The sequence below is a fragment of the Allokutzneria sp. NRRL B-24872 genome (assembly GCF_002155965.1).
Lineage (GTDB): Bacteria > Actinomycetota > Actinomycetes > Mycobacteriales > Pseudonocardiaceae > Allokutzneria.
Window position 1 is genome coordinate 99,825 of the sequence record NZ_MUMH01000018.1, and the last position, 14,344, is coordinate 114,168.

Below are 14,344 nucleotides of genomic sequence, written 5' to 3' on the forward strand. Positions count from 1 at the left end.
CGCGTGCCGGTTCTGAGGTCCACCCTGCTCATCGACGCGCCGATCCGCACTGTCGCGGCGGCCGTCCGCGATGTCACCGTCGTCCAGGCGACTGGCCCGCTTTCGCGGTGCACCGCTCGCGGCGATCTGCTCTGCGTCGGTGACGAGCTGAGCTTCGAGGTCCCGCTCCTGCCCGGTGTCCGCGTTCCCCTGCGCACCAAGATCGTGCGGGCCGACGACACCGGCCTCTCGTCGGAGCTGGCTTCCCCTGATCAGCTCGTGCGGCGGCTCCGGCACGACATCGTGCTGGCCGAGACCCGAGCCGGGACCCTGGTCACCGACTCCGTTCGCTGGCTTTCCCCGTGGGGCCCGATCGGCTCGGTCGCCGACGTGCTGCTGATGCGCCGCTTCGTGCTGAAGTTGTTGCAGCGCAGGGGAGACGCGGTGCGCTCGCGGGTGCTCTCACTCGGCCGCTCCCCGGTCGTGGTGGCCGCCGCGATCGTCCACAAAGGACACTTGCTCGCGCAGCAGCGGTCCTATCCCGAACACCTCGCCGGGCGGTGGGAGCTGCCCGGCGGGCGCGTCGAGGCGGGGGAGACCGATGAGGCCGCCCTGGTCCGCGAGTGCGTCGAAGAGCTGGGCGCGGCGGTCACCGTCGGCACGCGCATCGGCCCCGACGTGCCCCTGCCCAAGGGCTACCTCATGCGCGCCTACGCGGCCACGCTCGCGGACGGCGACGCGGTGCCTTCAGCGCTGGAACACCTTGCCGTGGAATGGGTTCCGGTCGAACGGCTCGCCTCGCTCGACTGGCTCGACCCCGACATCGCCCTGCTCCCCGACCTCCACGCACTCCTGGCCGAAGCCCCCTGACCCCAACGGGTCGTTCAGTGCGTTCAACGCACCAAACGACCCGTTCAGGGCTTAAGCGCTAGCTGAGGCCTACGACTTTGAGCGCGGCTTCGAGGCGCGGGGTGGCCCGGTCGCGGGCCCGTGCGGCGCCGAAAGCGCGGAGGCGGTCGAGTTCTGCCAGGTCGGCCAGCAGCTCGGTCATCCGCTCGCGGACCGGGCGCAGCATCTCCACGACGGTGTCCGCCACGGTGGCCTTGAGCTGGTGGAGGTCGGCGATGTCGGCGCCGATCTCGCGCGGGCTGACGCCGGTGCACGCACCCAAGATCTCCAGCAGGTTCGACACCCCGGGCCGCTCCTTCGGCGCGTAGCGGAGCTCGCCGAGGTCCTCGGCGACCGCGCGCTCGACCTTGCGCCGGATGAGGTCGGGGGAGTCCAGCACGAACACCACGCCGGGCGTCTCACCGGAGGACTTCGCCATGGTGCGCGTGGGCTCGGCCAGGTCCTTGATGCCCGCCCCGACCGCCGGGACTACGCCCTCGGGCACCACGAACACCTCGCCGTAGGTGCCGTTGAAGCGGTTGGCCAGCGCCCGCGCCAGCTCGACGTGCTCGTGCTGGTCCTCGCCGACGGGCACCCGGTCCGCGCCGTAGAGCAGGATGTCCGCCGCCTGGAGCACGGGGTAGGTGAGCAGGCCGAGCCGCACCGAGTCCTGCCCGCCGGATTTCTCCCGGAACTGCCGCATCCGCTTGGCCTCGCCGTAGGTGCACGTGCACTCCAGCACCCAGGTCAGCGCCGCGTGCTCGCGCACGAGGTCGGACTGGACGAACACCACGGCCCGCTCGGGGTCCACGCCGGAGGCGATGAGCAGCGCGAACGCCTGCCGGGCGTACTGGCGCAGCCGGTGCGGGCTGTGCGTGGTGGTCATGCCGTGCAGGTCGGCGACGAGGAACACGTCGTCCGGCCGCTGACCGGCCGCCCACCGCCGCACGGCGCCCAGGTAGTTGCCCAGATGTGCCGGGCCGCTGGTCCTGATACCGGAGAGTTCGGTCACTGCGGAGCTCCTCAGGGGTGGGCCGCGAGGAGACCCTCGACACAGCGGGGGCCGCCTGCGCGGCGGCCGAAGTGTCGGGAATGCGCAATTGATCCTTATGGCCGCCGGGGGCGGCGCCACCAAAGATTAAGAATGCGCATACTTTGAGATTCTATCACCGACGCTTCTCGACCCGAAGATCGGGGAGTCCTACCGTCAAAGTCATGTATATCGCGCTGCTCGCCTATGCGGCCCCCGTTGACGAGATCGACTACCTTCTCGCCGAACACGCCGAATGGATGAACAAACAGTACGAATCGGGCTATTTCCTCGCCTCCGGCGGCAGGCCCGGCGGTGAGGGGCGGGTGGTCATCGCCAGGCCGATGGCGCGGGGCAAGCTGGACGCGGTGCTGGCCAGGGACCCGCTGGTCCTGCGCAGGATGGCGCGCTACCAGGTGATCGACTTCCGGTGCACGAGGACGGACGGGGGGATGCTCGCGTACAACGAGGCGCTCGACGAAGCCTCCTAGGTAAAACCAGTCGGGGTTCACCCAGAAGAGGACTTGTGTGTCCCGTCGGTTGTCCGGAGCCCGGGGGCCGGCGGGTGTCCTTTACTTTTTCTTCTTTTTCTTTGCCTTCTCTTTGTCCTTCAGTAGCGCGAGGATTGGGCAACGCTTGCACCGGGGTTTTGAGCGGCAGCACTTCTTCTTGACTTTTCCCTTGCCCATGCGCGCCCTTGTTCCTCTCAGTGGGGTACCGGTGCGGACAGGCTAGGTTAGGCTCGCCTGACCTTGTGGGCGGTCGGGAGCACGCTCCGTCAGCGGCTATCCTCCAAGTGGGTCACGTGCGCGTAGGAGCCGGTGGCCGCCCCCTGGCATTTCACTTGAGGAGCCCCCGCGTGCCCACCGCACCGACGACCGAACGCACCAGGACTGATCTGCGCAACGTCGCGATCGTGGCGCACGTCGACCACGGCAAGACGACCCTCGTCGACGCCATGCTGCGGCAGTCCGGCGCCTTCTCCGCCCGAGCCGAGCTGGTCGACCGGGTCATGGACTCCGGCGAGCTGGAGCGCGAGAAGGGCATCACCATCCTCGCGAAGAACACCGCGGTGCGCCGGGAGACCCCGGACGGCCCGGTGATCATCAACGTCGTCGACACCCCCGGCCACGCCGACTTCGGCGGTGAGGTCGAGCGCGGCCTCGCCATGGTCGACGGCGTCGTGCTGCTGGTCGACGCCTCCGAGGGCCCGCTGCCGCAGACCCGCTTCGTGCTGCGCAAGACCCTGGCCGCCGGCCTGCCGGTCGTGCTCGTGGTCAACAAGGTCGACCGCCCGGACGCCCGCATCGCCGAGGTCGTCGAGGAGACCCACGACCTGCTGCTGGAGCTGGCCACCGACCTGGAGTCCGCCGGTATCGAGGTCGACCAGGCCGCGATCCTGGACCTGCCGGTCATCTACGCCTCCGCCCGCGCCGGCCGCGCCTCGCTGGCCCAGCCCGGCGACGGCGAGCTGCCGGAGACCGAGAACCTGGACGAGCTGTTCAAGGTCCTGCTGGACTACGTGCCCGCGCCCAAGGCCAACGTGGACGCGCCGTTGCAGGCGCTGGTCACCAACCTCGACGCCTCCAGCTTCCTCGGCCGCATCGCGCTCTGCCGCGTGCACGCGGGCCGCATCCAGAAGGGCCAGCAGGTCACCTGGTGCCGCGAGGACGGCTCCACCCAGCGCGTGAAGATCACCGAGCTGCTGATCACCGACGCGCTGGAGCGGGTGCCCGCCGAGGAGGCCATCGCCGGTGACCTGGTCGCCATCGCGGGCATCCCGGAGATCACCATCGGCGACACCCTCGCCGACCTGGAGGACCCGCGCCCGCTGCCCCGGATCACCGTGGACGAGCCGGCCATCTCCATGACCATCGGCGTGAACACCTCGCCGCTGGCCGGGCGCAACGGCGGCACCAAGATCACCGCGCGGATGCTCAAGTCGCGGCTGGACTCCGAGCTGGTCGGCAACGTCAGCGTGCGCGTGCTGCCCACCGAGCGCCCGGACACCTGGGAGGTGCAGGGCCGTGGCGAGCTGGCGCTGGCCATCCTGGTGGAGACCATGCGCCGGGAGGGCTTCGAGCTGACCGTCGGCAAGCCGCAGGTGGTCACCAAGACCATCGACGGCAAGCTCTGCGAGCCCTTCGAGCGGCTGACCGTGGACTCGCCCGAGGAGCACCTCGGCGCGATCACCCAGCTCATGGCCAACCGCAAGGGCCAGATGGAGACCATGGGCGGGCACGGCACCGGTCGCATCCGGCTGGAGTACGTGATCCCGGCCCGCGGCCTGATCGGCTTCCGCACCGAGTTCCTCACCGAGACCCGCGGCACCGGCATCGCCAACCACGTCTTCGAGGGCTACTTCCCGTGGGCGGGCGAGATCCGGGCCCGGCACACCGGCTCCCTGGTCGCCGACCGCACCGGCGCGATCACCGCCTACGCGATGATCCAGCTGGCCGACCGAGGCACCTTCTTCGTTGAGCCCGGCGCGGACGCCTACGAGGGCATGGTCGTGGGCGAGAACCCGCGCTCGGAGGACCTCGACGTCAACGTCTGCCGCGAGAAGAAGCTGACCAACATGCGCCAGTCCTCCGCCGACGTGATGGAGACCCTGGCCCGTCCGCGCAAGCTCTCGCTGGAGGAGGCGCTGGAGTTCTGCGCCTCCGACGAGTGCGTCGAGGTCGCGCCGACCGTGGTCCGCGTGCGCAAGCTGGTGCTGGACTCGCACCTGCGCGGCCGTGAGCGCGCCCGCGCCAAGCGGATGAACTAAGCACAGCGCTTGAACGCTGAGGGCCCGCCGGGAACCGTCCCGGCGGGCCCTCAGGCGTCGGTGGCCTTGGGGTGGCCGGTTCCGGCGTACTGCACCCAGACCGTGCGCTTCTCCGCGTCCAACAGGTACCAGATCCGACCGCCACCGGTGACTTCGAGCTGCCACTGCGGCAGGTGGTGGCCGCCGCGAGTGCCTGCGGCCAACTGTCCTTTGAGCCGGTGGTGTCGCGAGGTCGGCTTGCCGGGCCCCGGTCCCGGATCGGTCCGCATGGTGTCCCACGCCTTGCGCGGGTTGCCAGCCGCGGCGTTCTCCAACTCCTGCCACCCCTTGGCTGCTTCTGTTGTTCCGTAACAGATCCGCCACTCCGCACCGGTGACCGGCGGTGCGACGGCGTCCCCCTTCTTCGGGCTCACTCGGCGGAAGCCTCCGGTGCCGGGATCTCGCCGAGGTCTTCGACGTCCTCGCCCAGGACGGCCAGCAGGCGCGGGTCGGCGTGGACCTCGGCGGTGTGGCGCCACTCCGCGATCAACTGGCTCACCGGAGCGGGATTGCCAAGCGAAGCCGCCGCCTCCATGACGTCCACCAGCTCCACGACGAAGGCACGCATGTCCACCTTCGGCAGGAAGCGCACCCACGGGAAGACCCTGGGCAGGACGTCGGTCACCAGGTCGCGGACCTCGTCGCTGTGCTGCATGAGCGAGACGAACAACGCGGTGGTGGTCGCAGCGACCTCGCGCCCCTCCTCCGCGCGACTGGCCGTGGTCAGCACCAGGTCCTCCTCGTCGCCGCGGCGACGCACGAGTAGCGAGCGGCTTGGCGATTCCTGCAGCTTGCGGACGGTGTCGAGTGGTTTGTTCGACAACTCCGAGAACGTGACATTCGGCGCGAGGGGCATACTTGCAAATTACCTTAAAGGTCTGGCATCGGCTATTGGGCGCGGATGGGGACCCGTTCGAGATCAAGATCATCGGCCCGGGCAACCGGAACGGCGGCGGGACGTCACCAGAACAGGGGCCAACTCCAAGTAGGTTGGTGACTGCCTGGCCGGGGTGCCGCCGATGGCGCCGAGCGCCCCGTCTGGCAGCCTCGTGCCCGACCCGTCCTCGCGACCGGCCGTGACGAGGACGCCGACTCACGACACTAGCCACGGGAGGTGTGCCGCGTGGGCTCCTCAGGGGAGAAGAGACCCGGTAGAACCGGGCGGCTGCTCGCGCTGCTGTGCGCCACCCTGACCGGGGCCGCCGCCTGCACCGACCTGCCGCCGCCGCAACTGGTCACCTCCACCCCGAGCATCACGCCGTCGAAGGCGCCGAACCTGACCGAGGTCGTCGTCGGCATCGACACCCTCCGGCGCGGCTTCAACCCGCACACCCTGGCCGACCAGTCCGCGCTGACGACCACGCTGGGCGCGCTGCTGCTGCCCTCGGTGCACCGGCCGGGCCCGGACGGCGCGCCGGTGCTGGACCGCACGATCGTCAGCTCCGCCCAGGTCAGCAAGACCGAGCCGTTCACGGTCACCTACACCCTGCGCCGCGACGCCTCCTGGTCCGACGGCGCGCCGATCGCCGCCGAGGACTTCGACTACCTCTGGCAGCAGATGCGCACCTCGCCCGGAGTGGTCAACTCGGCCGGCTACCGGCTGATCTCCGGCATCTCCTCGCGCGACAGCGGCAAGACCGTCGAGGTCGCCTTCCGCAAGCCCTACCCCGGCTGGCGCTCGCTGTTCGCCAACCTGCTGCCCGCGCACCTGCTCAAGGACGCCCCCGGCGGCTGGCTCGGCGCGATGGAGAGCAGCTTCCCCGCCTCCGGCGGCCCGTTCACGCTGAAGAGCGTCGACGTGGACCGCGGTGAGGTCGTCCTGGAGCGCAACGACCGCTACTGGGACCAGCCCGCCGTGCTGGACCGCATCGTGCTCCGCAAGAGCGACCACAACGGCCTGGTGTCGGCGCTGCGCAGCGGCAACGACCAGATGTCGCTGCTGCGCCCGGACCAGATCGCCATGGAGTCGTTGCGGGAACTGGGAAAGACCGTCTCGCTGACCACCGTGCCCAGGCCGACGGTGCTCCAGCTGCTGCTGCGCCCGGCGAGCGCGCGCCTGTCCGACAGCCGGGTCCGCGCGGCCGTGGCGGCGGCGATCGACCGTGACGCGCTCATCGGAGTCGGTACCGGCAACGGCCCCTCCGCCCAGCTGCGCGCCGACGCGCACGTCTACGCGCCCTCGCAGCGCGGCTACAAACCGACGATGCCCCAAGGCATTCCCGGCAGCGGCAAGCCCGACCTGGCCGCCGTGGAGCGGCTGATGGTCGAGGCCGGCTACACCCAGCAGGCCGGGGCGTGGATGCGCAACGGCCAGCAGCTCAACCTGATCATCGCCGCGCCCGCCGAGAACGAGCCGTACGTGATGGTCGCCCACCAGCTCCAGCGCCAGCTCGCCGGCGCGTCCATCCCGGCCAGGGTGGTCACCTCGGTCGGCGACCAGCTCTACGGCGACATGCTCTCGCCCGCCCAGCAGCCCGGCGTTCCGGTGGACAGCGGCGTGGACATCGCGGTCGTGCCCCAGGCGTTCGGCGAGGACCCGGCGACCGTGCTGGCCTCCAACTTCGGTTGCTGGACGGAGAGCGACAGCGACGGCGGGGTCCCGGTGGGCCGCCCCAATCCGGCGAGCTTCTGCGACCGCGCGCTGCAGCCGGTGATCGACGGCGCCCTGACCGGCTCGATGCCGCTGGCCGACGCGCTGCCCGGGATCGAGGCCGCGCTCTGGCAGCAGACGGTGTCGATCCCGTTGTTCCAGCTCAGCGACACCCTGGTGACGCGGCCGGAGGTCTCCGGCGTGACGGCGGGCCCCCCGCTGGTCGGCCCGTTCGTCGAGGCGGCCGACTGGAAGCGCGTCCCGGTCACCTCCAGCAGCGCGACGCCGACGCCCCCGCCGACGAAGTGAGCCATCGTTTGCCCGGCATGGGCCACTGAGTGGAGGTTGGGCCTCGTTGAGGCTCACGCTCCGTCGTCGGTTATGGGCGCGCTCGACCGCCAAGGGAGCCGGAGCGCCCTATCGCCCTATCGGACCGAGGCAGTGACGATCCGTCGATGCGACGGCGGTCACGCTGTCCGAACGAGTTCCGGCATGTAGTTCGAACGGGTGGACGCCTTGTTGAAGATTACGTACTGACGGTGGAAAATCTGTGTAAGTTACCGTTCGGAAAACGAACTCTGGCGTTCGGTAACTGACTCGTCACCCTCCGTCATACCTGAGTTACCCTTTGGTCACGATCGGCGGGCGGAGGATGACCGTCGCCGAGTTGGCTTCCTAGCGTGCAACCCGACGCGCCGGTCGAGGGCAGTGAGAAGGCGCGTCCTTTGATGATGGGTCAGCATGGCCCCGATCGGCCGTGTGGTGTCCCAGCGCTAGGAGGGCTCGTGTCCATGAGGAGATCCAAGGCTGTCTCCGCGTTCGCCGTGCTGACCGTTGGGGTCCTCACGCTGAGCGCCTGCGGTGGAGGTGGCGGTACCGACGGCGGCGCCGGGGGCGGAGGTGTCCTGACGGCTGCCAAGGGTTCGCAGCCGGATGGCATCTACAAAGCGCCCAAGGTGAAGTCGGGCAAGGAAGTCGTCGTTGGTCACGATGCTCCGTACACGACGTACAACAACCAGACCGCGGACGGCAACAACTTCAACAACACGCTGATCGCGAACCTGATCCTGACGGAGCCCTTCTTCGTCGACATCAACAAGAAGGTTCTGCTCAACGGCGACGTGATGGACGCCGTCGAGGAGACCTCGAAGAGCCCGCAGGTCATCACGTACAAGATCAAGAAGGGCGTGCAGTGGTCCGACGGCGCCGCCTGGGACTGCGACGACTTCTACCTCGCGTGGCTCGCGCAGAGCGGTAAGGCGAAGAAGCCGGACGGCAAGTCCAGCTACTTCACCCCCGCGAGCACCAGCGGGTACGAGTACATCACCCCGGAGTGCAAGGACGACCTGACCTTCGTCACCACGTACAGCTCCCCGTACGCGGACTACAAGGGCATCTTCGACAAGGCCTCGATGCTCCCGGCGCACATCCTGGAGAAGGAGACCGGCGTCGCCGACGTCACCAAGGTGACCCCGACCTCGCCCGAGGTGGAGAAGGTCGCCACCTTCTGGAACACCGGCTGGAACGGGTTCAAGAAGGAGGTCATGCCGGCGTCGGGTCCGTACAAGATGGACTCCTGGCAGCAGGGCCAGTTCGTTCGCTTCGTGCGCAACGAGAAGTGGGCGGGCAACCCGGGTGGCCCCGAGGCCATCACGATGAAGAGCATCGCCGACCCGACCGCGCAGAAGCAGGCGCTGCAGAACGGCGAGATGCAGATCATCGCCCCGCAGGCCGAGCCGGTGCTGGCCGGTCAGCTGCGCGAGCTGTCCTCCCAGGGCGTGAAGTACTCCGCCAAGGGTGGCGACACCTTCGAGCACCTCGACCTGAACTTCAAGCGGCCGCTGTTCCAGGACAAGGCCTTCCGCCAGGCGTTCGCGGAGTGCGTCAACCGCAACGAGATCGTCGACAAGCTGGTCAAGGGCGTCGACCCGGCCGCGAAGCCGCTGGGCAGCCTGCTGTTCATGCCGGACGAGGCCAGCTACCAGGACGACTTCACCTCGGTGATGCCCGCGGACCCGGCCAAGGCCGGTAAGACGCTGGAGGCCGCTGGCTGGGCCAAGGGTGGCGACGGCATCTACGCCAAGGGCGGCCAGAAGGCCTCCTTCAAGATCAGCCACACCGACATCCCGCGGCGCAAGCAGACCGTGGAGCTGATCCAGTCCTCCTGCCGCCAGGCCGGTATCCAGATCGAGGACGACACCGACCCGAACTTCCTCGACGAGCGGGTCAGCAACGGCGACTACGACGTCGCGCTGTTCGCGTGGGTCGGCTCGCCGTTCAAGGCGGAGAAGAAGCCGATCTACACCACCGGTGGTGGCCAGAACTGGCAGGGCTACTCCAACGCCACGGTCGACGCCGAGATGCCGAAGGTGGACACCGAGTTCGACGAGCCCGTCCGCGACGCCGCGCTGCAGAAGGCGAACAAGGCGATGGCGGCCGACTACGCGTCGCTGCCGCTGTTCTCGCTGGCCAACCTGATCGCGTTCAACGACAACGTGACCAACGTCGGCTACCACTCGCGCAACGGCTCCACCTGGAACGCGTGGGAGTGGGAGGTCTCCTGATCTCCGCACGTCGCAGCGGTAGAACGAAGTAGAGAACTCGAAGCGGGTCGGGACGTCACCTGGTCCCGGCCCGCTTCGTATTCGAAGCTTTGACGAGCCTCTCGTAATCCGGTTACCGCCGAGTAAGGTTCGCGCTGCGCGTCTCCCGGAACGGCGTTCCCCGAGCCGCCACAAGCGGTGTGTTCGCCCCCGAACTCGCTCCCACCAAGGAAGACAACGTGGTTCGCTACATTCTCCGGCGACTACTGGTCTCGATCCCGATCCTCGGCATCGGATCTTTCCTCGCCTACATGATGGTCGCCTCGGCCGGTGATCCCCTGTCGGGGCTGCGCGGCCGTCCCGGCACGACCGAGGCCGACATCCAGAACCTGGCCCTCGAACTGGGGCTCGACAAGCCGATCCTGTCACGCTACTGGGATTGGCTCACCTCATTTTTGTCCGGTGACTGGGGGACCAGCATCGCGCTGGGCCAGGCCAGGGCCGACGTCTTCGACCGGGTCACCACCGCCTTCGGCACCACCTTCAAGCTGGTGCTCGGGGCCGAGGTCCTCGCGGTCACCCTGGGCATCGCCGTCGGCGTGCTCGCCGCGGTCCGGCAGTACTCGATCTTCGACTACCTCGCGACCTCCACGGCGTTCGTGATGTTCTCGATGCCCGTGTTCTGCGTCGCGATCGTGGTGAAGACCTACGGCATCCAGTTCAACGACGTGCTGACCGGCCTGGGCATGAAGCGCTGGCTGACAACGGCCGGTCCACCGGTCGGCGGGTTCAAGGGCGACATCCTCGAGCAGTTCCGGGTCTACACCGGGACGTTCCTGCTGCCGACCATCGCGCTCGGAGCCATCAGCTTCGCCGCGTACAGCCGGTTCCAGCGGGCCTCGATGCTGGAGACGCTGAGCTCGGACTACGTCAGGACCGCCCACGCCAAGGGCTTGCGCCCGGCGCGGGTGATCTTCCGGCACGCCTTCCGCAACGCGCTGATCCCGGTGACCACCCTGGCCGCGCTCAACATCGGCGCGGTGTTCAGCGGCGCGATCATCACCGAGCGCGTCTTCGGCTGGAACGGAATGGGCAACCTCCTGGTGAGCGCGGTCCAGCAGTTCGACCCACCGATGCTGATGGGGTGGCTGATGATCACCGCCATCCTCGTCGTCGTCTTCAACCTCGTTGCCGACATCCTCTACGGCATCCTGGACCCGAGGATTCGCCTTGGCTAACCCGCAGATCACCGAAACCCCGGCAGCGGGGGCGGCGTCGTCGAGCTACGAGTTCGGCACCGGCGCGCGCAAGCAGTGGCAGACCGTCCTGCGCCGTTTCATGCGACACCGCTTGGCCATGGCCAGCCTCGTCGTCCTCGTCCTGCTGACACTGGGCGCCGTCTTCGGCGGCGCGTTCTGGAAGTACGACGTGACCTACACCGGCGGCTCGTCCTTCGCCTCGCCGAGTGCCGACCACCCGCTCGGCACCAGCCAGATCGGCAAGGACATGCTCGCCCTGATCTTCCAGGGCACGCAGTACTCCCTGCTGATCGCGCTCGTCGTGGCGATCATGGCGACGATCATCGGCGTGACCCTCGGCGCGGTCGCCGGCTTCCTGCGCGGGGCCGTCGACACCTTCGTCATGCGCCTGGTCGACCTGTTCCTGATCGTGCCGCAGCTGGCACTGGTGGCCATCGCGGTGCACGCGTTCCCCGCCAGCTGGTACACGGTGGCGATCGTGCTCGGCCTGTTCAGCTGGATGCAGGTGGCCCGGATCAACCGCGGCCAGACCCTGTCGCTGGCCGAGCGCGAGTTCATCGAGGCGGCCAAGGCGCTCGGCGCGAGCAACAGCCGGATCATCTTCAAGCACATCCTGCCGAACCTGACCGGCATCATCACGGTCAACGCGACCCTGGCGGTGGCGACGGCGGTGCTCTCGGAGGCCGCGCTGTCCTTCATCGGCCTCGGGGTGAAGCCGCCGGACACCTCGCTCGGCCTGATCATCATCGAGAACTACTCGCAGTTCCAAGACCGGCCGTGGCTGTTCTACGCGCCGTTCGTGGTGATCGTGCTGATCTCGCTGACGATCAACTTCATCGGCGACGGTCTGCGCGACGCGTTCGACCCGAGGCAGACGAAGGTGCGTGCCTGATGACCACTTCCGAGAAACTGCTCACCGTCGACGGCCTCGGCGTGGACTTCCCGACCGAGGACGGTGTCGTGCACGCCGTGCGCGGCGTGTCCTTCGAACTCGACCGGGGCGAGGTCCTCGGCATCGTCGGCGAATCGGGCTCCGGCAAGTCGGTGTCCTCCTCGGCGATCATGGGCCTGCTGCCCAAGACCGCGAAGGTCTCCGGCTCGATCGCGTTCAAGGGCACCGAGATCGTCGGGCTGAAGGGCCGGGCGCTCGAGAAGATCCGCGGCAACGACATCGCGATGATCTTCCAGGACCCGATGACCTCGCTGAACCCGGTCTACACCGTGGGCTGGCAGCTGGCCGAGGCCTACCGGGCGCACCACGCGGTGCCGAAGAAGACCGCGTGGGAGAAGGCCGTCGCCTCGCTGGAGCAGGTCGGCATCCCGCAGCCGGACCGGCGGGCCAAGCAGTACCCGCACGAGTTCTCCGGCGGTATGCGGCAGCGGGCGATGATCGCGATGGCGATCATCAACGACCCGGAGCTGATCATCGCCGACGAGCCGACCACCGCGCTCGACGTGACGGTGCAGGCCCAGGTGCTGGAAACGCTGCTGCAGATCCGCGACCTGACGGGTGCGGCGATCATGATGATCACCCACGACCTCGGTGTCGTCGCGGGCATGGTGGACCGGGTCCAGGTCATGTACGGCGGGACGGTCGTGGAGTCCGGCCAGGTCAACACGGTCTTCGAGAACCCGAGGATGCCGTACACGGTCGGCCTGCTCGGCTCGATCCCGCACGCGGGGCTCATCGGCCAGCGGCTCACCCCGATCAAGGGTGCGCCACCCTCGCTGATGAACCTGCCGCCGGGCTGCGCGTTCAGCCCGAGGTGCCCGCTGGCCACCGACGACTGCACGGCGGCCGAGCCCGAACTGCTCCCGGTCGGCATCGACGGGCACTCCGCGCGCTGCATCCGTTGGGAGCAGCTGGCCCAGCACCCGGACCCGAAGAAGCTGTTCGCGCACAGCGAGATCGGCACGGTGGAGAACCCCGCCGAGCTGACCGCGGCCGACCCGAGCCTGCCCGTCGCCGAGGAGCTGGCGACGGTGGAGGCCCGCATGGCGGCTGAGGAGGAGAAGACCTCATGAGTGTCAACACCACTGACGCCGCCGCGCAGGGCACCCGCGACGGCGGCGCGAAGACCGAGCCGCTGCTCCAGGTCCGCGACCTGGTGAAGTCCTTCCCGATCCGGGGTGGCGGGGTCATCCCGCGCACCGTCGGCGAGGTGCAGGCGGTCTCCGGGCTGACCTTCGACCTGGCCGCGCGGGAGACGCTCGGCCTGGTTGGCGAGTCCGGCTGCGGCAAGTCCACCACCGGGCGGGCGATCCTCCAGCTGCACAAGCCCACCTCGGGCTCGGTGAAGTTCGAGGGGCGCGAGCTGACGTCGCTGACCACCAAGCAGCTGCGGCCGGTCCGCAGGGACATGCAGATCGTCTTCCAGGACCCCTACGCCTCGCTGAACCCGAGGTGGTCGATCAACGACATCGTCTCCGAGCCGTTCCAGATCCACGGCTACGACGGCGACGTCCAGGGCCGGGTCGACGAACTGCTGGAGCTGGTCGGCCTCAACCCGGAGCACCGCAACCGCTACGCGCACGAGTTCTCCGGCGGTCAGCGGCAGCGCATCGGCATCGCCCGCGCGCTGGCGCTGAACCCCAAGCTCGTCGTGCTGGACGAGCCGGTCTCCGCGCTGGACGTCTCGGTGCAGGCGGGCGTGGTGAACCTGCTGGAGGAGCTGCAGGACCGCTTCGGGCTGGCCTACCTGTTCGTCGCGCACGACCTGTCGGTGGTGCGGCACATCTCGCACCGGGTCGCGGTGATGTACCTGGGCAAGATCGTGGAGATCGGCGAGCGGGAGCACATCTACGCCCAGCCGAGCCACCCGTACACCCAGGCGCTGCTGTCCGCGGTGCCGCTGCCCGACCCGACGGCCGAGCGGCAGCGCCAGCGGATCGTGCTCACCGGTGACGTGCCGAGCCCGGTCAACCCGCCCTCGGGCTGCCGCTTCCGCACCCGCTGCTGGAAGGCGCAGGAGATCTGCGCCGTCGAGGAGCCGAAGCTGGAGCGCAGGACCGGCGGAACGCTCTCCGCCTGCCACTTCGCCGAGGTGAAGGAAGTCGTGTAGTCCAGCGTTGTGCTCACGGGCGCCCTCCGCGTTTCGCGCGGGGGGCGCCTTCGCGTACGGCCCCGTCGCTGTGCGTCATGTCGATCTTCGGATGAGTGGGCGCGGAGCGGCCGGACAGTATGAACGACACCACGCATTTGATCTTGGTTATCTAGGTGTTCACCTGTAAAGAAGACCCGATCCA

General features: G+C 68.7%; 12 protein-coding genes. 9 read left to right on the top strand and 3 right to left on the bottom strand.

Features of this window, described 5'->3' with window-relative positions:
* Positions 1 to 3: 3 nt before the first annotated feature.
* A complete protein-coding gene (locus CCN37_RS41345; RefSeq protein ID WP_246842824.1) occupies positions 4 to 849 on the top strand; it encodes an NUDIX domain-containing protein in 846 nt (281 codons plus the stop codon).
* Between the two features lie 58 nt (positions 850 to 907).
* On the opposite strand, the gene trpS is transcribed toward CCN37_RS41345, so the two are convergent.
* Positions 908 to 1,879 carry a tryptophan--tRNA ligase gene (gene trpS / locus CCN37_RS05335; protein WP_086819515.1) on the bottom strand — a complete coding sequence of 324 codons (972 nt, stop codon included), beginning with the start codon at positions 1,877 to 1,879 and terminating at the stop codon, positions 908 to 910.
* A 203-nt stretch (positions 1,880 to 2,082) separates the two neighbouring features.
* On the opposite strand from trpS, the gene CCN37_RS05340 reads away from it, so the two are divergent.
* Together CCN37_RS05340 and typA are read left to right on the top strand one after the other, a co-directional pair.
* Complete coding sequence (locus CCN37_RS05340) at positions 2,083 to 2,388, top strand: YciI family protein (RefSeq protein WP_086819516.1); 306 nt, start codon at positions 2,083 to 2,085, stop codon at positions 2,386 to 2,388.
* A 368-nt stretch (positions 2,389 to 2,756) separates the two neighbouring features.
* Positions 2,757 to 4,667, top strand: a complete 1,911-nt coding sequence (typA, locus tag CCN37_RS05345) for a translational GTPase TypA (protein ID WP_086819517.1) — start codon at positions 2,757 to 2,759, stop codon at positions 4,665 to 4,667.
* A gap of 50 nt (positions 4,668 to 4,717) precedes the next feature.
* On the opposite strand, the gene CCN37_RS05350 is transcribed toward typA, so the two are convergent.
* Together CCN37_RS05350 and CCN37_RS05355 are read right to left on the bottom strand one after the other, a co-directional pair.
* Positions 4,718 to 5,080: a hypothetical protein gene (locus CCN37_RS05350; RefSeq protein ID WP_086819518.1), complete on the bottom strand. Its 363-nt coding sequence runs from the start codon at positions 5,078 to 5,080 to the stop codon at positions 4,718 to 4,720.
* Positions 5,077 to 5,529 carry a hypothetical protein gene (locus CCN37_RS05355; protein WP_246842825.1) on the bottom strand — a complete coding sequence of 151 codons (453 nt, stop codon included), beginning with the start codon at positions 5,527 to 5,529 and terminating at the stop codon, positions 5,077 to 5,079. Before CCN37_RS05355 ends, CCN37_RS05350 begins: the two co-directional genes overlap by 4 nt.
* Positions 5,530 to 5,829: 300 nt before the next feature.
* Between CCN37_RS05355 and CCN37_RS05360 the strand changes: the two genes are divergently transcribed.
* The 6 genes from CCN37_RS05360 (at position 5,830) to CCN37_RS05385 (ending at position 14,160) form a co-directional block, all read left to right on the top strand.
* On the top strand, positions 5,830 to 7,605 hold the full coding sequence (locus tag CCN37_RS05360; protein ID WP_371503606.1) for an ABC transporter family substrate-binding protein: 1,776 nt from the start codon (positions 5,830 to 5,832) through the stop codon (positions 7,603 to 7,605).
* A 482-nt stretch (positions 7,606 to 8,087) separates the two neighbouring features.
* Positions 8,088 to 9,860, top strand: a complete 1,773-nt coding sequence (locus CCN37_RS05365) for an ABC transporter family substrate-binding protein (protein ID WP_246842826.1) — start codon at positions 8,088 to 8,090, stop codon at positions 9,858 to 9,860.
* Between the two features lie 218 nt (positions 9,861 to 10,078).
* Positions 10,079 to 11,077 carry an ABC transporter permease gene (locus CCN37_RS05370; protein WP_086819564.1) on the top strand — a complete coding sequence of 333 codons (999 nt, stop codon included), beginning with the start codon at positions 10,079 to 10,081 and terminating at the stop codon, positions 11,075 to 11,077.
* 7 nt (positions 11,078 to 11,084) lie between these two features.
* Positions 11,085 to 11,990: an ABC transporter permease gene (locus tag CCN37_RS05375; protein WP_246842832.1), complete on the top strand. Its 906-nt coding sequence runs from the start codon at positions 11,085 to 11,087 to the stop codon at positions 11,988 to 11,990.
* Complete coding sequence (locus CCN37_RS05380; RefSeq protein ID WP_086819521.1) at positions 11,990 to 13,123, top strand: ABC transporter ATP-binding protein; 1,134 nt, start codon at positions 11,990 to 11,992, stop codon at positions 13,121 to 13,123. Before CCN37_RS05375 ends, CCN37_RS05380 begins: the two co-directional genes overlap by 1 nt.
* Positions 13,120 to 14,160, top strand: a complete 1,041-nt coding sequence (locus tag CCN37_RS05385; protein ID WP_086819522.1) for an ABC transporter ATP-binding protein — start codon at positions 13,120 to 13,122, stop codon at positions 14,158 to 14,160. Before CCN37_RS05380 ends, CCN37_RS05385 begins: the two co-directional genes overlap by 4 nt.
* Positions 14,161 to 14,344 lie beyond the last annotated feature (184 nt).

Bases quoted from the DNA above. Each gene is read 5' to 3' on its own strand.
- CCN37_RS05365 (WP_246842826.1), top strand. From the start codon at position 8,088: ATGAGGAGATCCAAGGCTGTCTCCGCGTTCGCCGTGCTGACCGTTGGG.
- CCN37_RS05340 (WP_086819516.1), top strand. From the start codon at position 2,083: ATGTATATCGCGCTGCTCGCCTATGCGGCCCCCGTTGACGAGATCGAC.
- CCN37_RS05380 (WP_086819521.1), top strand. From the start codon at position 11,990: ATGACCACTTCCGAGAAACTGCTCACCGTCGACGGCCTCGGCGTGGAC.
- CCN37_RS05385 (WP_086819522.1), top strand. From the start codon at position 13,120: ATGAGTGTCAACACCACTGACGCCGCCGCGCAGGGCACCCGCGACGGC.